Genomic DNA, 18,564 nt, shown 5'->3' on the forward strand with positions numbered 1-18,564 from the left:
CTCCCAGGACAACCCCCAGGCCGCCAGCGCGATCAGCGCCTAACCAGACAACGACGAATCACCAGACCTCGTACACCACTTCACAGGACTTGACCGAGGCAGGCAGCGCGGTCACGCGAACCGCGGATGATCCATTGGTTGATGGTGACCCGCATCGGGAGCGGCAGTTGCGCCGTTAGTGGCAGTATGAATTGGCTGGCGACCTGAACCTTGGCGTTCATGCGGCTTCACCGCTCTCGACCACTTCGCCGTCAACCGTGTTCGGGTTGATCAGGCTCATGTCCTGGCGACTGGTCTCGATCGCGCCGTGTGGCGTGAACCGGGTTGCCATGTCGCGGATCGCGTCATCACTCATGTACGCAGCCCGGACCCGTACAGGCTCGCGCTTGCCCTCCTGGAGGAACAGCTTCGTCGGTGTCGAACGGCCCCGTCGGGATCGCCGCACTGGTGCATGGTGAGCGGTGGCCATCGCGACCCTGACATTTCCGCCGATACCTCGACCATCCGTGATCCGACGACTCATCCGTGACACATCTCCGCCACTGATGTGCGACGGACTAGAAGCCTGTCCGCCTGGTGGAGCAATGCACGGGTGCCGATGAGCGTGCTGCGCGCAAGATCGATGGCGCCCTACGTCTCCTGCCGCGCTCGGCTACGACCTTCGCCTCTTTCGTTGTAAGTCGCATCGAGTCGTGGACTAGCACCATTCTTCAGACACCACTGCACGCCTCGACCAATCCTTCCCGCCAGGGCCCATCAGATATCGCATTCCCGATCACGCCGGATGGTGACACTACTGATTGGCAGTTGACTGACCTGTGGCCCGGTTTTCGTGAAGATAAGAAAAACCGTCGACGTGCTCTTTCCGATCAACAGTGCGCAGGCTTGGAGTCCCGAGGTAAATAGTGCTGTTGGACGCTGGGGTTGCGGCATGACCCAGCTAACCTCAACCCGCTGAGTCTCGATATCTAACAACGATAGACCGAGCATTGTAATTGGAGGAACTTCATCACCGAAGTCGACAACGTAAGTAGCGGCTTCGCGCGCTTCTCTTGTTAGGCCGATGCCCGCTCCAATGAAGGCCGCGATCACCGTAATTGTTACCATTGCTAAAATTATGCGCTCCCTGGATTGCGGCCACAGTAACAGTAACCCGAAACCCGCGGCCCCGAATGCCAGCGTCACAGCGCCGAACATTGTTTGACCGATGCCGTAGAGTCCTGCGCCCTCCAGTGACCGGCTCAGCAGATAGACTCCACTCGTGAGAGTTATGGTCGATGATGCGAGGATCTTTAGCTTCCTCAGCTTCCTGTCCTTATCTTGTTCGGCCTGCTGGCCCGACAATTTGGATGCCGACCTTGCTTCTCGCTCGGCGCGCCACCTCGCCTGAATGACTATCCCGACAACATAAGCAGTCGGGATTGCGATCAAAATAAGGAAGGCAATGGAACGAGATAGGAGGAATAATTGAGTCACTCCGATCTCTTCTGGATGAATGCCCAGGACTGAATAGTATGCCTGATATGCGACGAAAAGAATCGCATAGATGCCAATCCCGATCAGGCCAACCAATTTGAGAGACGTGTCCAAGCCGATGCCCGGCTCCTGACGTTGCCGGTGGCGACGCTCGACGTCCCTTAACCGAAGGTCTTCGAGAGATCGACCGGCGATCCTAGTCTTCCGCCCAACTCCTGCGTTCATGTGCCCCCCTTAAGTGCGTCAAAGCATGCATCAGCACCCCAGTGGGCAGGCTAGTACTTCGGATGGCTGATGACTACGCCTTACTCGTAAGCGCGGCGGCAAACGTTTGATCCTTCAGTCTGCGACAGGAATCGCGACCGCAGCATCTAAGAGGTCGTAAGACGCAGCGCGGAGATCGGGTGCTATTACGGACCTAGCCTTGGATTCGGGTCGTCCCGCTGTCCTGTCCAGGTCATCAGGTTCTCTGCCGAGTTTCGCTCTTATGGATCAAGGGCGCGCCTTCGGCGCGCCTACCGCGCAGGGTGGGCGAGCCCATGCGGCCTGCCGGCCGAACCTCGCCCACCCCGCGCGGTGACGGACCAAGATCTCCTCATTTCCAGAAGCGCCGGCCTCGTCCACGTCCTTGCGGTCGACCGCAGGTAGCCCCGTCCCCCTGCCGCCCGATCGTACGGTCAGCACGGCACGCGTCAAGAGCGCTCCGCGTCCCTACGGGATCGGCAAGCCGACTCTTGACCCGCACCGCGCTGACCTGGTTTGGCAGCTATCAGACCTCCGATGTGGCTAAGCGGCAAGTCTCGAGTGCTTGGTTTCTGTGTTGGTCGCGGTCTGGCGTGAGAGGCTGCCTTTCATGGATGCGGCGGGGTGGCGACAAACGTTGCGGGCTGCTGACGACGGCCTGGCGTTGCAGCCTCCCGTCGATACTGGCGAGATCGCGGCCGTCGAGCTTCGGCTCGGCATCACGTTCCCGGCCGAGCTGCGCGGACTGTATGAGGCGACGGACGGCATCTTTGACAAGCCGGGCGAGTGGTTCGTGATGTGGCGGCTTGGAGACGTTGCACGCTGGAATCTTGAAGCCTGGAACGGATGGGAGTCCGAGGCTCGCCGGACGCTGCTTGGCTTCGGCGACGACGGCACCGGAGATCCCTTCTGTGTCGCACTCGATGGGAAACCGACCATCTTCAGTTGGTCGCCTATCGAGCAGGAAGCGCGACCACTCGCACCGAACCTTCGTGAATTCTGGTTGGGGTGGTTATCCGGGCAGATGAAGACCTGACGTGCCCGGGAGTCTTGGTCCGTCTGATCAGACTCCAATATCGGGCTGCGGTGCGGCGAAGGCTTTGTGGGGTTGGTAGTGCTGACCGGTTTGGAGGCAGTAGTAGAGCTGGCCGAGCATGCGGTTGAACAGGTGGCGTAGTGCGGCTGGATGTCGATCGCCGTGGTCGCGTCGGTGTCGGTAGTGGCGGTGGGCATGTTCGTCGTGGGCGAGGGCGGAGAAGGCCCAGGCCCAGCCCGCGGCGGCGAGGCGGTCGTTCTTCACGCGGCGGTGGGTGACGGAGACGGTGCGGCCGGAGGCGCGGGTGATGGGTGCGGACCCGGCGTAGGCCTTGACTGCTCGGGCGTCGGTGAAGCGGGTCCGGTCGTCTCCGAGTTCGGCCAGGACCCTGGCGCCGGTGTTGTCGGCCAGCCGGGGAAGCTGGTGATGATGGCGTGGTCGGGGTGCTGCTGGAACGCCTCGGCGACGGATTCGCCGAGTTCGTCGACGTTGCGGCACTCGGTGTCGAGGACCGCGAGCAGCGCGAGTGCCTGGCGGCCCATGGCGTGCTCGACCAGGTCGGGCTGGCGCAACTGTGGCTCGCGGAGCGCGGCGTGGACTTGTGCGGCGGTGGTGTCGATGCGGCGTTGGCGCCCGGCTCGGCGCAGCGCGGCAGCGATCCGTGCCTTCGAGAGCTTGGCTGCCGCGGTCGGCGTGGGGGCGATTGCCAGGACCGCGCGGGCATCGGTCGAGGCGAGGTTGCTGGCGTTCTTGCTGGCGAAGGCCTCGAGGAAGGCCGGGTAGTACTCGCGCAGCAGTGAGCGCAGTTCGTTGGAGGCCTTGGTGCGGCGCCAGGTGGCGTCTTGGAGTGCGCGGGCCAGTACTGCGATCGCCTGGGCCAGGTGGGTGTCGGCCGGCAGCCGGCGGTGGACGTGTTGGTCGGTGCGCAAGATGTTGGCCAGCGTCATCGCGTCGGCGTGGTCAGACTTGCCCCGGCTGACTGTGTGTCGTTCCCGGTAGCGGGCGACGGCCATCGGGTTGATCGGATAGATCGGCCGCCCGGTCGCGCGCAGGGCCGCGACCAGCAGACCGCGTGGGGTCTCGATCGCGACCGCGATCGGGGTCTAGGGCGGAGTCGCCGACCGCAGCAAACATGTCGGTGAGTTCGGCGAACCCGGCCACGGTTTCGCTGATGCGCTTCTTCGCGATCAGCTGAGCGGACTCGTCGATCAACGCGATGTCGTGGTGGCCTTCGGCCCAGTCGATCCCGCAGTACATCTTCACCTGCGTGCACCTCCTCCTAGCCGGTATTCGGTCCGGTTCGGACCCTGGCGAGAACGCGCGGCGCCCTAATGACGAGACTCTGCGGTCTTCCCTCCGATGAGCCGTTCGCGATCCCAGCAACCCCCACGGCCCCGGTCTGCAGATCAGAGCTCGAAGGCTCCCGGTGAACGAGGTATTGGCCGTGCGGGCGGGCTCGAACCACGACCAACACTCCCGGCCGGCGAGCCGCCAACTCGGCCGACGCGCCGAACCGGATCAGTGCTGCGAACGGGGTCCGGGCGTCAGTAGCGTCGGCCTGATAGGAGGCCTGAGCGGCCAAGGGACGGGAAGACGTCAACAGCCGCCCGGAACCCTGTTACCCACTCATTAGGGGGACGGGGCAGGCGTGGTCGAAGGTGCGAACTGCTTCGCCAGGTGCTCCATCTCGTAGACGTTCCGCAGCAGATGCTCGGTGAACGTCAGGGTTCCGATGGCGCGGTCGCGATCGGTGTGCGGCAGGTCGTGCACCGCGATGTTTCCATGCTTGCGGATCACGTCGACCCACGGCTTCATCGAGGGGGTGACGTAGTGGTTGTCCTGCAGGTAGTCGACGTAGCCGGCGAAGGTGAGGTCGTCCTTGGCGCCCTTGTCGACGGCGATGTGCATCAGGATCTTTCGGCACATCATCTCGCAGGCCGTGTGTGCGTTGACCTCCGTGCATCTCCGGGCCTCGTCGTACGCCTGCGCAACAGTCTCAGGAAGGCCCTGCACGTCATGGCCGAACTTCGCCGCCGGCGAGACGACGTTGATCTCGTTGACAGCGCTCGCGCGACCGCACGAGGGGCACCGAACCCAGCGCATGACTGGAGGGCTCTGCTCCGTGTACGCAAGGACCGCCGCCGTTACCGTCCGATCGCAGTGACCGCAGGTCATGTCGAACCAGGCCAGTTCCTGGGTGGGGTTTGAGGTTCCCGAGCCGTTGCCAACGTGGATGACGCCGCCGTGTCCTACTGCCATGCCATTGATGGTCCCACCTCGCAACCTAGAGATGGTAGCGAGTTGCTCCGTCGATACCGCTCGCAGCACAGATCGGGTTCGTGCGCTCTAGCTGCCCGGCCCAGTGCTTTCGCCGCGGGCGCTTGATCTGGATCGGCAGCTGTCAAGGGCCGGCAACTGTGGATGTCCGACCTGTCAGGCGTGTCACATGGCTAAGTAGTGGCCATTGACACCTATCAACGCTTGAATGACGAAAGAGCCCCGCGTGCTCCGAGGTGCTTAGGACATCTCGGGACCACGCGGGGCTTGTCGCTACTCGGTCACGTGTAGTCGACGATCTTCGCGTTCGGGCCGCCTACCAGGCGAGCCACGTTGATGGCATCACCCTTGTTCCAGTAGGTCTCACTCGTCATCAAGACCGCGTGATTCCCGGTGGAGACTGCCCGACAGTAGTAAGGCTGCGAACCGCCAGCCTTACGGATTTGGAACTCGACCATGGGGACATGGCCTTTCTCTTGCTACTCGCAGGCGGCAGGCGGTGACCGTCACCACGCGAGCTCAAGAGACATTTCAGCACGGATCCCTGCGGGCACAACAACCCGACACGCCCGAGAGTGGAGCAAGTTTCCGCTCGTGCGCGTCTGAAATCCCCTTTGAGCTGACGGTACAGTCCGGCACGCGGTGGACTGGGAGGCGCGCCGCCGAGATCGAGATCTTGGAACGCGGTTTCCTCTGCCCACGCACTCGGGCTGAGGGGGTGCGCAGGCGACGTACGACATGATGTCGCCATGCCTACTGAGCGCGAGCAGCGTGAATGGTTCCTGCGGGAAATCGCCGAGGAGATGAAGCGGTACCCGGAGCAGGCTGAGGAGAGCGACTACCAAGCGGGATTCGTCAAGGGAGCGATTGACGCATACGTTCGAGCGGCAAACGCGTTCGATCTCATCGATGGCGAGATGCTGGGCGACTACGTGGCGAACGAGCTCGGCGAGGCTCCCCACGGATTCGAGGACCTGCTACCTCGTCCAGACGATAACTAGACCCGACGCGCGGCCCGCTCCGCCTTCCCGGTGCTAACGGGCTTGCTAACAAGGTCGTGTACCGCCGTGGACGCTGGTGGACCGGAGTACGTGTTTCTCAGGCTCGGGCCGCTGGCCGGTCAACTCTGGTGGACGGCGCTCGCTGCACTCGTAATGAGAAGGTCGTCGGTTCGATTCCGACAGGCGGCTCCACCGAACCCCCAGGTCAGAGACCACTCTCCGGCGCTGGGGGTTCGTCGTTCCGAGCTTCGATCGCCTTCGGTCGCCGTGGTGTCCCCGCGCCTCTTGAAGGCGTCCGCGAGGTTCGGTCGGGTGCCCGTAGAGGTCCATGGGGCCGTCGCCGCCGAGGCGTGCCCGGAACGCGCTGAGCCACCCTCGGGGCCGGACGCTCGCGGAGCACCTCGTCTGCCGCGTCAACTCGTTTCAGCCTGGCGAGATCGCGACCCCGCGCTGTGAAGGCGTCGCGCCGAGATGGTGGGTGCTCTTCGGACCTGCCTCTGGCACTCGCTCAGGTCGCACCGCCGTGGTGGCCGGCGTGGCCAGTTGAGTAGAGCGGCAGGCGGAACAGCATGACGGCGATCATGGCGACGCATGCCAGACCGCACACGCTCGGAACCAGTGCCTCCTGCGACACGATGCCGGTCCAGTACCCGACAATCAGCAGTACGCCGGCCGCCACGGACGACCCGGCCATCTCCAGAGTGGGTCGCCACTCCATGCGCCGGAACCGCATCCAGCCAGTCATCGCACCCGCCAGGATGACGGAGCAGATGAGCGCTGACAGCGCGGGGGCGTCCTGTCTCAGTTCAGTGAACCCGAGAAGCGACGCGACGCCGAAGAACACGGCAATCAAGACCCCACCTCCGAGGCACATGACCGCGCACATTTCCAGGAGGTGGAAGCCGAACCGGCCGGTCGACTTCGCGGTCCGTGAGATCGGCCCGTCGCGGGCCGGAGCCTTCTTCGAGGATCTCGGTGTGTGTAGTACTCGCATGGGAACCTCCCTCGGTTGGGCCCTGACCACCGGGAGTCTCCCCGGTAGCGAACGGGGCAGCTCGTCTCTTCTGTCATCATCCGCTCCGCGCTCGTGTGCACGAGGGTCCAACGTCGCCAGCGGTCAGGGCCATGGACCCCCTCCGGGCAGCCGACCGCTTCTGGCGCCGGCCGCGGGCCGAGCCCGACCTCACCATGACCATCTACGCAGCCGAACCCGGCTCTGCCACCGAAGACGCCCTCGAGCTACTCGCCGGCTGCGCCGCCACGACTACACAGGAGCAAGCCCCTGCCAAGAACCAGCGAACCCCGTGAAAGCCCTGCGGACGATGGCGCTAGCTGCCGGCCAGACCAGCTCCAAGTCCTCGGCGCGACGGATGCGATGGGGCCACCGCGTCGGACTGCTGTTGCTCCAAATCAGCCATCAGATGGTCCGCCGATAGATCCGCGACAGATTCCCGTCAACTGATGTGCGACAGGCCAGGATCTGCCGAATTTGCGGGCGCGCATGCCTTGTCCGAACGACAGCAGCCCACGCAGGCACAATGTGCACCTCGGAATCCCGCGACGAGGGAGGGCACCTGAATGAGCCTGGGCATGCACTTTGCGATCACCGACGATGATCGTGAGCAGCTTCTCGAGATGGACGGCGCCGACGAGGCGATCTCCGAGTATGTGCACGAGATCATCGAGGAGCGCGACGATGACTACAACGTGGCGACCGACAAGGCCTGGGATGCGATCCACCGAAGTCTCACCGACGGCCGGCTTGCCATCGACAACGGCTCCAGCCCACTCAACCTCGCCGTCCTAGGTGGCAAGCTGCTGACCAGCGGCGAGGACGAGTTGGTCGTCTTGGTCGACAAAGCCCATGTTCCTGCTGTCGCTGCCGCGCTCATGTCCGTCACCCAGGAGTCGCTGCGCAGAGGCTACGAGCAGATCGACGCCGCGGACTACGCGGAGTTCGGAGACGAAGACTTCGACTACACGTGGGACAACTTCACGGATCTCACCGATTTCTGGCAGCAGGCCGCCATGAGTAAGCGTCACGTTATCTTCACGGCTTAGTACCCGCCGACGCCGGCACCGCCGAACCGACGAGTGGTCAGTAACGTCCGGACATGCCGCTGCCCGCGAAACAAGCAGCCGATGGGTGGGTCTCTGTTGTGGCCTCCTTCAGATCTTGGGCGTGTTCGAGATGGCCGCCGGACGGAAGCCGCGCGCGATCATCCAGACCGCTAGCACCATCTCCTGGACGGCCAGGGGCAGGCAGAGGACATTCACCTCGGAGGAGTTGATGCCGACAACTCCGTACATCGCGAGCAGGTAGGCGGCAACGTAGAACGGGATCCCCATGAGACCCCACACCGTGATCCAGCGGGGGACGATGCGCGACCGGAAGAGCAGGACGTAGAACAGGGCGGCGCCAAGGCAGAACACCAGCGACATAATGACGCCGGCGCCATCAGAGTCGATCACGAGGGTACCCAGACGCACGCCGGATGGTGAGGCCGTGCCCGGTCCTGCCGACATGGTCTCGGCCAGTGGCACGAGCACCAGCCACGCGATGGCGACGATGACGTAGGTGGCCGTCTCGACCGCCCCTCGGATGATCAGGTAGCCCGTGGCCAGCACTTCGTCCACCCGTCGCAACACTGGAAAGAGCACCACCGCGACCAACGCGAGCGACAGACCCATGACGAGCACGAGCAGCGCCCCCGTCGCGACGGTGCCGGAGTGGTCCGCGGCGTAGGCGAGCGGGTCGTCCGCATTGTGCACAGGGAAAGAAGTGACGGCCTTGCTGAGGATGCCGGCCAACGTCCCGACGATGAACAGGATCCCCGCTGTCGTGGCAGCAGCCCTGTGCTCACGCACGCTGTTGCCGGACCGAGGATCGCCTTGGACACGTGATGGATACGACGTCGTAGATGCCATGGTCCCTACACCTCCATTCAATCTCCAGCGTTCAACGGCTTCCGCGTTGAGGTCAGAGGCGAACGACCACTGCTGAGACGCCACACGTCCGCAGCCGCGATCCGCGCTGTCGTCTGTCGCAGATCAACTGGCGGGCGGGCGTAGCCGGTCAGTCGACGGACGACGCCGGGGTGACGCGGGCTGGGCGCTCGACGCCCTTGACTAATACCGGTGCGCGTACCAGGTCGGCGGCTCGCCGAACATGCTTTTGAAGTCGCGGATGAAGTGGCCCTGGTCGGCGTAGCCGAGGTCCGCTGCCAGCGCGGCCCAGTCGACGGGCCGGCCGGCGGCCATGCGTGCGGTCACCTCGTGCAGACGGTAGCGGCGGATCACCCACTTGGGCCCGATGCCGACGTACTCCGCGAACAGCCGTTGCAGCCCCCGGATGCTCAGCCGCAGCTCAGCGGCGAGGCGTTCGACCCTGGTCATGCCCTTGTCCTTGGCGATCACCTCGACCGCGGCCGCTGCCTGGCGCGCGCGGGCGTCGTCGTACGGCAGGTGTTTCAACAGGAACGCATCCATGGTCGGTACGTCGAGCACGGTGGGCAGGTCCGTACCGAACACCTCGGTCGCCGGGACGACGCGGTCCGTGATCATCGAGACGGGGGCATCGAGAAAGGGGCGGAAGCAGCCCGGCCGGAACGCGACACCGAAGACGTGGCCGCGGCCCTCGAGGACCTTGATCTGGTAGCCGCTGCACACGCCGCTGACGTCGGCGCGGCCGCCGCCGAACGACAGGTGCACGTTCGGGTACGGCACGATCTTCTGCCGGTAGGGCTCGGCGTAATCCCAGCGAGCCTCCCAGTAATGCTCCACCCATGGCGCCAGCGCCGGCGACGGGTCATGAAAGGCGTGACGCTGATACTTGGTCCAGGCACTCGCCAGCTCACGAATGTCCCGTCCCACCCGGCAGAGTGTATGTCGCCTTTGTTCAATACCCCTCCGGCCGACGCTGCCTAGCATCGCCGCCATGTCACACATTTCCAAGGCAGCCGAGGCCATGGCCGCAGTCGCCCACACCATCACCGACGACCAGCTCGCCAACAAGACTCCATGCACGCAGTACGACGTGCGGGCCCTGGTCAACCACCTGCTGTTCTGGGGCCCGTCGCTCGCCGGCGCCGGCCGCAAGGAGGCCGTTCCGCAGCCGGCGACCTCCGAGTCCGATGTCGACCTGGCAGCCGACAACTGGCGCGGCCGCCTGCTCGCCCTGCTGGACGACATCACGTCGTCGTGGGCGCCGCCGAACGCCTGGGCCGGCGAGACGAGCATGGGCACGCCGCAGACGCTGCCGGCGCCCGTCATGGGCGACATGATCATCGGCGAGTTGGCCGTACACGGCTGGGATCTCGCGGTCGCGACCGGGCAGCGGCTGGAACTGCCCGCCGACCTGCTTGCGCATCTGCACGACACGATGTTCGCCGGCGTGGAGCAGGGGCGGGAGATGGGCATGTACGGACCGCAGGTCGCGGTGCCGGCCGACGCGACCACCTTGGACCGCGTCCTCGGCCTCACCGGCCGTGATCCCAACTGGGCCTGGTCTCGACTCCGGCTCTGAGCAGCGGCGCACCCTCCGAGATGGAGTCGGAGGGTGCGCCGCTCGCGCAATACGGTGCACATGGGCGTCACGCCCGGCGCGAGTTCGTGGCCGCTGGGTTCAAAGCTGAGGACCAACGGTCATTGGTCGTCGTCGAGGAATACCGCTAGGCGCCGTCTGAGGCGAGCTTTTCGGCTCGGGCCTTGCGGAAGGCGTGCCACCTGGTTTCGGGGGGTTCGGGTGGGGCGGGGATCAGTTTGTGGATGGTGGTGGCGGTGGGGGTCCAGGCGGCGGCGGGGAGTTGGCCCATGACGTCGGTGTAGGCGGATCGGATGACCTCGGCCTGGGCGGACCAGGAGAAGCGGTGTAGGAGGGCGGGGTCGTCGGTGATGCGTTTGGCGAGGCGGTCGCGGTCGGCCAGGACTGTGCAGATCGCGCGGACCAGGCCGTCAACGTCGCCGGCGGGGTAGACGGCGCCGAGGTCGAGTTCGTTGACCAGATCGGCCTGGGCGGGGGTGTCGCTGGTGATGATCGGCAGGCCGGCGGCGATGTACTCGCAGAACTTGTTGGTCACCGCGATGTCGTGGTTCGGCGCGTGCAGCAGCGGACTGAGGCCGATGCTTGCCGAGCGCAGGTACAGCGGCACGACCTCGGCGCTGACGAACGGCGCCAGGTGGACGCGGTCACTCACGCCCAGCTCGACGGCGCGAGCCTGCAGTTCCGCGGTGACGGAGTTGGCGCGCGCGACGATCGCGAGGTGGACGTCGGGCAGCTGCGGCAACGCCTCGACGACCGTCCCGACGCCGCGGGCGCGGTTGACGCCCCCGCCGTACACGAGCAGCGGGACGCCCTCGGACAGTCCCAGCAGCTCACGCAGACCCGTGACCTCGGCGTCCGCGGGCGGCTCGACAGGTGCGTTGAGGACGACGTCGGGCAGCTCGGCCAGCTTGTGGTCGCGCTGCAGCCAGCGGGCCAGCGGCTCGGACACCGTGATGACGCGGTCGGCGTCGCGGATGAACTCGCGCTCGAGGTCGCTGTACGCCGCGACCCGCCGCGGAGCCACCACCGGTACGCCCGGGATGTACTCGTGCGCGTCGTAAATGATCTTGATCGTCCGCCCGTCGAGCGCCGCCCGATGCGCCGCCCGCGCCGCGATGCCGAGCATGAACACGTCGTGCACGTGGATGACCTCGATCAGGAGCCGGTCGAGCAGCGGACCCAGCGTCAGCTCCTGGTCCATCACCTCCGGCATCACCCGTCGCCAGCGCCCCGTCGGCAGCCGGCGGTGAAGGGCGAGCAACCGCTCGCGCCGCTTGCCGATGCCGAGGTCGGTGAGATCGGCCTCGCGCTTCGGCCGCCGGACGAAGTACGCGCGGGCCTGCAGTACTGCGCGGTGCAGCCGCAGCGACCGCCAACGCGCAGCGCGCTGCAATCGCCCCAGCAGGGATCGCCGTACCCGACGCTGATCGCCGGTGCGCTCGTGATCGCGCCGGTCCCGCCCGCGCTCGGCACGCAGCTCACGGCTCGCGTACTGCCAACGGCTGTACGCCAGCAGGTACTCGGCCTCGGTGGCGAACCACGGCCTGAGGTTCGTCTTGACGATCGTCAGCCGCCGGCGCCACCCGGTCAGCAGCACCTTCGACGGGATCGGCGGGCACAACACCTGCACCTTGCCGAACTGGCGAACGCCTCTCAGCCGGCGCCCCGGGATGCCGATACAGGTGACGTCGAGGTCCCAGTTGGCGACGGTCTGCGCGTACTTGAGCACGCGGGCGTCGGACACGATGTCGTTGCCGGCCATCATGACGACCTTGGGCCGGATCCACGACGGCTTCCAGTCGACGGGCACCGGAGCGGGCTGCTCGACGAACGACGCCAGCACCTCGGCCGACCAGCGGCCGTCGTGCACCTTCTCGACGAACGCCGGCCCGCGCGCGGCGAGCTCGCGGGCCCGCTCCGGGTGCGCGATGAGGTCGAGGACGACCTGCTCGATGGTGTCGGGCGTCGCGTCGACGATCGGGAGGTCGAGGCCGGTGTCGGCGGCCACGCGCTCGCGGACGTGCTGAGCGATGTGGCCGACCACGACCCGGCCCGCGGCCATCGCTTCGCAGGCGGCGACGCCGTAGCTGCCGATCCGGAACTGGTCGAGCACGATGTCGGCGTCCCGGTAGACGGCCGGCATGTCCGCGGGGTCGACGCCCTCGACCCGGCGGTACGTGATCAGGCCGCGCTCGGCCAGGCGCTCCATGATCGGGTCGATCAGCTCGGACCCCTTCATGGCCGACTTGCTCGGCGCGTGGGCGACGACCGGCTTGTCGTGTGCGAGCACCGGTGCGTCGCTGCGCCACGCGTCGACGTCGACGATCACCGGGCACCACGCCGCGTTCGGTACGTAGTCGAGGAGGTCGGGCGTGGAGACGTACACCTGACCCGGGTACGACGTGAAGAGCTCCACGGCGCGGGTCGCGTTCCGCTCGAGCAGCTCGACGGTCTCGTCCTCGAGGTCCGGGAACGGCGACCAGGGCTCGGTCTCGACGTGCCGGCTGGGCACCCGTACGTCGGAACCGTGGGCGATGAGCGCGACGTGCAGGCCCTTGGTGAGCAGGTGCGGGATCTCGAAGGACCCGTCCGGGCCGTGCAGCGGGCCGAAGATCGGGCGGGCCGCTTCGAGCAGCACGTGCGTGTAGTTGCGGATGACGTGGTTGTAGAAGTTCAGCCGCCACCTGGGGTTACGCCGGTACGTCCGCGCCGGTACGCCGTAGTCGACCGGATAGTCGAGGACGCCCTTGAAGAAGGCGAACGAGGTCGCTTTCGTGTCCGGCGCCCGGTCCTCGAGAGCCCGGGCCCAGCGGGTGCCCTGCCCCGCGAAGTTGGCCGGCCCGACGAGCAGCCGGACCGCCGCGTCGAGCCGCGCGGGCATCCCGTCGCGAGCCTCCGGCGTACCGTCCGACGGCGCCGGCCGGTCGGCGCGACGCTTGGTTGTGTTCCGATCCACTGTGGTGTTTCCCCCCACCCGCCCCTGTCCTCCCATCGGAGATCAGGACTAGACCTATTACACCTGTCTAGATGTCGCGGGAGCGCCGGATGGTTGCAGATCCGCCGCAAATTGCAGCTTTTGACATCGGAACCGGGCGGGCTAGGACACCCGGACGCCCAGCCATTGCTCGGCGCCCCAGGCTTCGTAGCGTTGTACTTCGGTGAAGCCGAGCTTGGTTGCCAGGCGCATCGAGGCGACGTTGGCGGTCTGGGTGGTGAGGGCTACCGCGGTGCCGGGGCGGGCGGTGGCGAGCCAGGTCAGAGCGGCCGCGCAGGCTTCGGTGGCGTAGCCGTGGCCCCAGACCGACGGGAGGAACAGGTAGCCGAGCTCGACGGACGCGACGTCCGGGCGGACCTGGTCGGGGTGGTTCGGGTCGCGCTCGTCGAGGGTGACGGTGCCGATCATCGACCCGTCGAGGTCGACCGCGAACAGGCCGGCGCGGCGCCGGGGCTCGGCCGGGATCGCACGCTCCAGATCGTCGCGGGACTGCGGCCCGCCGATGTACGTGCCGACCTCCGGCGAGGCGAGCAACTCGATGAACGCCGTACGGTCGCGGGCCTCGGGCTCGCGCAGCACCAGACGCTCGGTCTTGATCGGGTCAGGCGGCCAGACGACGGAACCGAGCTCGGATTTCATGACTGACGACACTATCCGCCGTGGATACCATCGCGTGTGGACTGGAACGCCGAGGTCATCGACCAGATCGACGCGCACTGGCAGTCCCGGCTGCGGCCGCGGCTCGACGGGCTGACCGACGACGAGTACTTCTGGGAGCCGGTGGACGGTTGCTGGACGCTCAGCCGCCGCGGCACGAGCCGGGCACAGCAGTCGTACGGCGGGGGCGAGTTCACCTGGGACTACGGCGACGGCGCGACCCCCGAGCCGATCACCACGATCGCGTGGCGGTTGGGGCATCTGATCGTGGGTCTCGCGGAGTCGAACGCCACGCGGTTCGGCGGGCCGCCGGCGGACCTCGCGACGTTCGAGTTCGCGGGGACCGCCGACGAGGCGCTGCGGCAGCTCGACGAGGCGTACGCCTGGTGGCTCGACGGCGTACGACGGCTCGGTGACGACGGCCTCGTCCGCCCGCAGGGTCCGCTCGCACCGCCCGCCTTCGCCGACGCGCCGATCGCGCGGGTCATCCTCTACTCGAACGTCGAGCTCATCCACCACGGCGCCGAGATCTGCCTGCTCCGCGACCTCTACCTGCGGCTCAGGCCCACCACAACATGACCAGCCGCGGCCTGCTGAACAGCCGCATTTCGGACGTCAGTCGACCAGCTCCGGGTCGTCCATGAACTTGCGGACGTCCTGCGCGCAGCGGCAGGCGGCGGCGATCTTGGCGGCCCAGGCGAGGGCCTCGGCGCGGGTCGGTACGTCGACGATCACGGCGCCGCCGATGAGTTCCTTGCTCTCCGGGTACGGTCCGTCCGTCACCAGCCCGTCCGTACCCACCACGGCGTGTTCGACGTCGCCGTCGTCGTAGCTCATCCCGCCCGCGAACCGCAGGACACCGGCGTCCTTCGCCTCCTGCACCGCGGCGTGCGCGGCCTTGCCCACCTGGGGGATGTCCTCCTCCGGGATGTGGTCCATCGCGCCTTTCTCGAACGAGATCATGTACCGCGGCATCTCAGCACTCCTTGTCCCGGGCGTCCGCCTGCGGCCGCCGCTCACCACCACAACGAACGCTACGACCCGGATCCGACAGAGTGCTGGAAGAATCGTGGGATGGACTTGGTGGCTCGGGCGGTCGATCAGGCGCGCTGGGACGACCTGGTCGAGCTGTTCGGGCCGAGCGGTGGGACGCGGGGCTGCTGGTGCATGGCCCGTCGGCTGCCGTCCGCGCAGGCGACCGCGAACGGCAGCGCCGAGAACCGCGCCGCGCTCGAGGGATTCGTGGCGGCAGGCAGCCCGGTCGGCCTGATCGGGTACGTCGACGCGCGCCCGGCGGTCTGGTGCGCGGTCGCGCCGCGGACGGAGTACTACGCGATCGTCCACTCCCGCACGCTGCCGATCGACGACCCCGACGACGACACGATCTGGGCGATCAACTGCCTCTTCGTGAAGAGCGGCTACCGCCGCCAGGGCCTGACGTCACCGATGATCGACGCCGCCGTCGAGTACGCGCGCAGCTCAGGCGCCCGCATCGTCGAGGCCTACCCGATCAAGACGCTGCCGGGCGACCCCGGCCGAGGCCTCCTCAGCACCTTCCTCGCCGCCGGCTTCACGCAGCACGCCGAGAACCGCACCACCGCCAGACGCAACGTCGTCGTACGCCGAACCCTCTGATTCCTTTCCGGAAGCGAAGCGTCCGGAATGGGGGTTAGCGTGCTGGGTATGAGTGAGAACGAGTGGGTTTCGCCGTGGTGGGAGCCGCCGTTGGCGGGGAGTGAGGCGGAGCAGTTGGTCGGGGCGCTGGACCGGTTGCGGGCGACGTTCCGGTACAAGGTGGACGAGCTGGACGCGGCGGGGCTGAACACGCGGATCGGGGCGTCGTCGATGACGCTCGGCGGGCTGATGAAGCATCTCGCGGCGAACGAGGACTACATGTTCGACGTGAAGTTCCGCGGGAAGCCGATGGGTGGGCCGTGGCTGGACAACGGCTGGCGCGACGACAACGACTGGGAGTTCAACTCGGCCGTCGACAACACCCCGGAGGAGCTGTACGCCCTCTGGGACGGCGCGGTCGCGCGCTCGCGGGAGACGTTGACGGCGGCGATCGCGGACGGCGGGCTCGACCAGCCGGCCGACATCAGCTGGCCGGACGGCCGGCACCCCAGCCTGCGCCGGCTCGTCTGCGACCTGATCGAGGAGTACGGCCGGCACACCGGCCACGCCGACCTGATCCGCGAGGCGGTCGACGGCCGGGTCGGCGAGGACCCGTCCCCCGGCTGGCAACCGGTCGGCGCCAAGAAGGCATGAGCGGATCTCCAGCACTACACAACTCGCCTTCTCCGGCGCAGCCCACGCTCAGCGGGGGCCGAAACCGGCGGTTGATGAGTGCTGGAGGTCCGCCACCAGCTACTTGATCCGCTGCAGTGTCCCGTCCGCGGAGACCCCGACCGTCGTGGTGACGCCGTCGACGGTCAGCTTCAGGATCATCCGCGAGCCCTGCCACGACGTCGTGTACGACACCGTCGCGTTGGCGCGGCTCGGCGCGATCACCGACAGGATGCTCGCGTTCTGCCCGGACCGGTTGAACTTCACCACCGGCGACGGCACCCGCTTGTCGATCGTCAGGTAGTGCCACCCCTGGACGGGATCCTGCTGACCGGTCGCCACGTCGATCGGGGTCGTGGCCTGCTCGAACGGGACCTGCAGCAGCGTCGTCTTCACCCGGTCACCCGGCTTCGCCGCCACGGCGCGGTCGTTGCCGCTGACGACCACCTTCTGGTCCGCCGGCAGGTGCCACAGCGTCGAGTACTGCTGGTCCGTCGCCGACGCGCCGCGGTCCAGCACCACCATCAGGTCGGGGTCCTTCAGCACCAGCACGCCGCGCGTCCGGTCGACCGCCCCGAGCTTGTCCTTCAGCTCGTAGAACTCCGACGTGTCCTTGATCGACGAGCGCACCAGCTTGGTGTCCGGGTGCTCGGCGGCCGTGGACGCGACGGTCAGCTCGTTGTGCGCGAACTGGCTCTTCGCCCAGCTCCGCCAGTCGTCCCACTTGTACCCGGAGTGCCCGCCGTCGATCAGGATGTCGCGCCCGCGGGACGTGTAGGTGATCGACGTGTGGTCCTCGTGCCCGTGCAGTTTCCGCGCCGGCCCGAACCGGATGCTGTACGTCGACTCCTGCGTGAACGGCCGCTTCTCGCCCCAGCCGGTCCGCCCGAAGATGTACCCGGCGTCGAAGATCCCGATCCGCTGCGTCGGCCGGATCCCGCGCGCGCCCTGCGTACCGGCGTACTCCAGGACGGTCCCGGTGACGGGGACCGTGCGCACGACCTCGGAGTCGCCGAGCTGCGGCAGGTTCCCGAGCGAGTTGGTCGCGAGCGCGAGCCACTTCGCGAGCTCCCGCCGGCGCGCCGTGATCGTCGTACCGGGGTCGACGCCGCACTTGCGCAGGACGTCGATGGCCCGGCCCCAGAGCGCGTAGTTGAACTGCGCGTACGCCGTCGATTGCTCGTTCGTCGACCCCTGCGTGTCGATGGAGGTCTTGATCGCGCTGGTCAGCCGGTCGGCCGCGACCTTCTTCAGGTCGTTCCGCTTCAACGTGCAGCCGATGCCGAACAGTGCCAGGCTCTCGTCGGTGCCGTGGTTCCAGTCACCGCTGTAGTTCTTCTGCAGGAACCACGCGTGCTGCAGCAATGCCTTGTCCAGCCAGGCGTACGTCGTCGGCAGCTTGCTCACGCGCAGACCCGACAGCACCGCCTGCCGCAGGCAGATCAGCACGTTGGTGCGGTGCATCGTCGACTCGTACGCGCCGACGTCCGACTTCCAGGAGTACGGGTTGTCGTTGACCCAGTCGCGGGCGATCGCACTGACGTGCTGCAACGCGGCCTTGTCGCCCTTCGCGGCCGCGGTGATCCCTTGCCCGAGCCAACGCAGCGAGTGCAGCCACATGTACCAGCTGGGGTTGTTGTCCGGGTTCATCCGCCAGTTGACGTCGCCCTTGCCGTCGCCGACCTTGGTGGGCGGCGTCGTACCCCACTTGAAGGTGTCCTCGGCCAGGCTCGTGACCGGGTTCGCGGAGTCGATCCCGCTGTACGCCGGGCAGGTGTAGACGTTCTGCCGCAGCGGCGCCGGGGGCGGGGTCGGCGGCTCCGGGGTGTGGCTCACGGTCGGGTCCGGAGCCGCCTCGGGCTCGGAACCGCCCCACGGGATCACCAGTACGGCGCCCAGTACGGCAGCACTCACGAGCAGCGTGATCGTGAGTCGCAAGGTCGCACCGGTCGTGCGCAGATGTCTCGCGGGCATCGTGGGTCCTCCCCGCATGCCCGAAGGCATGCCTGTTCTGGCCTAGACCTGAATTCGGGAAGAGTGGTCCCCGGGT

At 67.0% G+C, this 18,564-nt stretch carries 17 protein-coding genes, 1 tRNA gene and 1 pseudogene; 8 read left to right on the forward strand and 11 right to left on the reverse strand.

The window, feature by feature from the left end; genetic code table 11:
• Nucleotides 1–217 precede the first annotated feature (217 nt).
• Together ABZW60_RS40720 and ABZW60_RS40725 are read right to left on the reverse strand one after the other, a co-directional pair.
• Complete coding sequence (locus ABZW60_RS40720; RefSeq protein ID WP_355486030.1) at nt 218–355, reverse strand: hypothetical protein; 138 nt, start codon at nt 353–355, stop codon at nt 218–220.
• A 401-nt stretch (nt 356–756) separates the two neighbouring features.
• A complete protein-coding gene (locus ABZW60_RS40725; protein WP_355486031.1) occupies nt 757–1,701 on the reverse strand; it encodes a hypothetical protein in 945 nt (314 codons plus the stop codon).
• A gap of 628 nt (nt 1,702–2,329) precedes the next feature.
• On the opposite strand from ABZW60_RS40725, the gene ABZW60_RS40730 reads away from it, so the two are divergent.
• Nucleotides 2,330–2,755, forward strand: a complete 426-nt coding sequence (locus ABZW60_RS40730) for an SMI1/KNR4 family protein (protein WP_355486032.1) — start codon at nt 2,330–2,332, stop codon at nt 2,753–2,755.
• A 27-nt stretch (nt 2,756–2,782) separates the two neighbouring features.
• Here ABZW60_RS40730 and ABZW60_RS40735 read toward each other — a convergent pair.
• A pseudogene (locus ABZW60_RS40735) lies at nt 2,783–4,012 on the reverse strand (IS110 family transposase).
• Between the two features lie 372 nt (nt 4,013–4,384).
• Nucleotides 4,385–4,858, reverse strand: coding sequence for a DUF4145 domain-containing protein (locus tag ABZW60_RS40740; protein WP_355486033.1), 474 nt, complete (start codon nt 4,856–4,858; stop codon nt 4,385–4,387).
• Nucleotides 4,859–5,781: 923 nt separating this feature from the next.
• Between ABZW60_RS40740 and ABZW60_RS40745 the strand changes: the two genes are divergently transcribed.
• On the forward strand, nt 5,782–6,033 hold the full coding sequence (locus tag ABZW60_RS40745; protein ID WP_355486034.1) for a hypothetical protein: 252 nt from the start codon (nt 5,782–5,784) through the stop codon (nt 6,031–6,033).
• A 107-nt stretch (nt 6,034–6,140) separates the two neighbouring features.
• Nucleotides 6,141–6,225: transfer RNA gene (locus ABZW60_RS40750), tRNA-Thr, on the forward strand.
• Between the two features lie 316 nt (nt 6,226–6,541).
• Here ABZW60_RS40750 and ABZW60_RS40755 read toward each other — a convergent pair.
• Nucleotides 6,542–6,886, reverse strand: coding sequence for a hypothetical protein (locus tag ABZW60_RS40755; protein WP_355486035.1), 345 nt, complete (start codon nt 6,884–6,886; stop codon nt 6,542–6,544).
• A gap of 725 nt (nt 6,887–7,611) precedes the next feature.
• Here ABZW60_RS40755 and ABZW60_RS40760 point away from each other — a divergent pair.
• Complete coding sequence (locus ABZW60_RS40760; RefSeq protein ID WP_355486036.1) at nt 7,612–8,094, forward strand: DUF1877 family protein; 483 nt, start codon at nt 7,612–7,614, stop codon at nt 8,092–8,094.
• Between the two features lie 108 nt (nt 8,095–8,202).
• Here ABZW60_RS40760 and ABZW60_RS40765 read toward each other — a convergent pair whose 3' ends face one another.
• Nucleotides 8,203–8,961, reverse strand: coding sequence for a DUF4386 domain-containing protein (locus ABZW60_RS40765; protein ID WP_355486037.1), 759 nt, complete (start codon nt 8,959–8,961; stop codon nt 8,203–8,205).
• A gap of 201 nt (nt 8,962–9,162) precedes the next feature.
• A complete protein-coding gene (locus ABZW60_RS40770) occupies nt 9,163–9,906 on the reverse strand; it encodes a helix-turn-helix domain-containing protein (protein WP_355486038.1) in 744 nt (247 codons plus the stop codon).
• A 64-nt stretch (nt 9,907–9,970) separates the two neighbouring features.
• Here ABZW60_RS40770 and ABZW60_RS40775 point away from each other — a divergent pair, with 64 nt between their 5' ends.
• Nucleotides 9,971–10,558, forward strand: a complete 588-nt coding sequence (locus ABZW60_RS40775; protein WP_355486039.1) for a TIGR03086 family metal-binding protein — start codon at nt 9,971–9,973, stop codon at nt 10,556–10,558.
• 145 nt (nt 10,559–10,703) lie between these two features.
• Here ABZW60_RS40775 and ABZW60_RS40780 read toward each other — a convergent pair whose 3' ends face one another.
• Together ABZW60_RS40780 and ABZW60_RS40785 are read right to left on the reverse strand one after the other, a co-directional pair.
• Nucleotides 10,704–13,532 carry a glycosyltransferase gene (locus tag ABZW60_RS40780; RefSeq protein WP_355486040.1) on the reverse strand — a complete coding sequence of 943 codons (2,829 nt, stop codon included), beginning with the start codon at nt 13,530–13,532 and terminating at the stop codon, nt 10,704–10,706.
• A 141-nt stretch (nt 13,533–13,673) separates the two neighbouring features.
• The gene (locus tag ABZW60_RS40785) at nt 13,674–14,210 is read right to left on the reverse strand and encodes a GNAT family N-acetyltransferase (protein ID WP_355486041.1); all 537 of its coding nucleotides are present in this window, start codon (nt 14,208–14,210) and stop codon (nt 13,674–13,676) included.
• Between the two features lie 36 nt (nt 14,211–14,246).
• Between ABZW60_RS40785 and ABZW60_RS40790 the strand changes: the two genes are divergently transcribed.
• Nucleotides 14,247–14,807, forward strand: coding sequence for a DinB family protein (locus ABZW60_RS40790; protein WP_355486042.1), 561 nt, complete (start codon nt 14,247–14,249; stop codon nt 14,805–14,807).
• A gap of 36 nt (nt 14,808–14,843) precedes the next feature.
• On the opposite strand, the gene ABZW60_RS40795 is transcribed toward ABZW60_RS40790, so the two are convergent.
• Nucleotides 14,844–15,203, reverse strand: coding sequence for a YciI family protein (locus ABZW60_RS40795; RefSeq protein WP_355486043.1), 360 nt, complete (start codon nt 15,201–15,203; stop codon nt 14,844–14,846).
• Between the two features lie 99 nt (nt 15,204–15,302).
• On the opposite strand from ABZW60_RS40795, the gene ABZW60_RS40800 reads away from it, so the two are divergent.
• Together ABZW60_RS40800 and ABZW60_RS40805 are read left to right on the forward strand one after the other, a co-directional pair.
• On the forward strand, nt 15,303–15,863 hold the full coding sequence (locus ABZW60_RS40800) for a GNAT family N-acetyltransferase (protein ID WP_355486044.1): 561 nt from the start codon (nt 15,303–15,305) through the stop codon (nt 15,861–15,863).
• A 48-nt stretch (nt 15,864–15,911) separates the two neighbouring features.
• Nucleotides 15,912–16,496 (forward strand): DUF664 domain-containing protein, encoded by a 585-nt coding sequence (locus ABZW60_RS40805; protein WP_355486045.1) that lies wholly within the window; start codon nt 15,912–15,914, stop codon nt 16,494–16,496.
• Nucleotides 16,497–16,595: 99 nt separating this feature from the next.
• Here ABZW60_RS40805 and ABZW60_RS40810 read toward each other — a convergent pair whose 3' ends face one another.
• Nucleotides 16,596–18,488: a heparinase II/III family protein gene (locus ABZW60_RS40810; RefSeq protein WP_355486046.1), complete on the reverse strand. Its 1,893-nt coding sequence runs from the start codon at nt 18,486–18,488 to the stop codon at nt 16,596–16,598.
• Between the last annotated feature and the right edge of the window lie 76 nt (nt 18,489–18,564).

This window comes from Kribbella sp. NPDC003557, assembly GCF_040610805.1.
Lineage (GTDB): Bacteria > Actinomycetota > Actinomycetes > Propionibacteriales > Kribbellaceae > Kribbella.

What these genes read in the sequence shown, in the direction of transcription:
- ABZW60_RS40740 (WP_355486033.1), bottom strand. Translation starts at nt 4,858, where the DNA reads ATGCGCTGGGTTCGGTGCCCCTCGTGCGGTCGCGCGAGCGCTGTCAAC.
- ABZW60_RS40760 (WP_355486036.1), top strand. Translation starts at nt 7,612, where the DNA reads ATGAGCCTGGGCATGCACTTTGCGATCACCGACGATGATCGTGAGCAG.
- ABZW60_RS40745 (WP_355486034.1), top strand. Translation starts at nt 5,782, where the DNA reads ATGCCTACTGAGCGCGAGCAGCGTGAATGGTTCCTGCGGGAAATCGCC.
- ABZW60_RS40775 (WP_355486039.1), top strand. Translation starts at nt 9,971, where the DNA reads ATGTCACACATTTCCAAGGCAGCCGAGGCCATGGCCGCAGTCGCCCAC.
- ABZW60_RS40805 (WP_355486045.1), top strand. Translation starts at nt 15,912, where the DNA reads ATGAGTGAGAACGAGTGGGTTTCGCCGTGGTGGGAGCCGCCGTTGGCG.
- ABZW60_RS40730 (WP_355486032.1), top strand. Translation starts at nt 2,330, where the DNA reads ATGGATGCGGCGGGGTGGCGACAAACGTTGCGGGCTGCTGACGACGGC.
- ABZW60_RS40800 (WP_355486044.1), top strand. Translation starts at nt 15,303, where the DNA reads ATGGACTTGGTGGCTCGGGCGGTCGATCAGGCGCGCTGGGACGACCTG.
- ABZW60_RS40810 (WP_355486046.1), bottom strand. Translation starts at nt 18,488, where the DNA reads ATGCCCGCGAGACATCTGCGCACGACCGGTGCGACCTTGCGACTCACG.
- ABZW60_RS40795 (WP_355486043.1), bottom strand. Translation starts at nt 15,203, where the DNA reads ATGCCGCGGTACATGATCTCGTTCGAGAAAGGCGCGATGGACCACATC.
- ABZW60_RS40785 (WP_355486041.1), bottom strand. Translation starts at nt 14,210, where the DNA reads ATGAAATCCGAGCTCGGTTCCGTCGTCTGGCCGCCTGACCCGATCAAG.
- ABZW60_RS40720 (WP_355486030.1), bottom strand. Translation starts at nt 355, where the DNA reads ATGAGTGATGACGCGATCCGCGACATGGCAACCCGGTTCACGCCACAC.
- ABZW60_RS40725 (WP_355486031.1), bottom strand. Translation starts at nt 1,701, where the DNA reads ATGAACGCAGGAGTTGGGCGGAAGACTAGGATCGCCGGTCGATCTCTC.
- ABZW60_RS40765 (WP_355486037.1), bottom strand. Translation starts at nt 8,961, where the DNA reads ATGGCATCTACGACGTCGTATCCATCACGTGTCCAAGGCGATCCTCGG.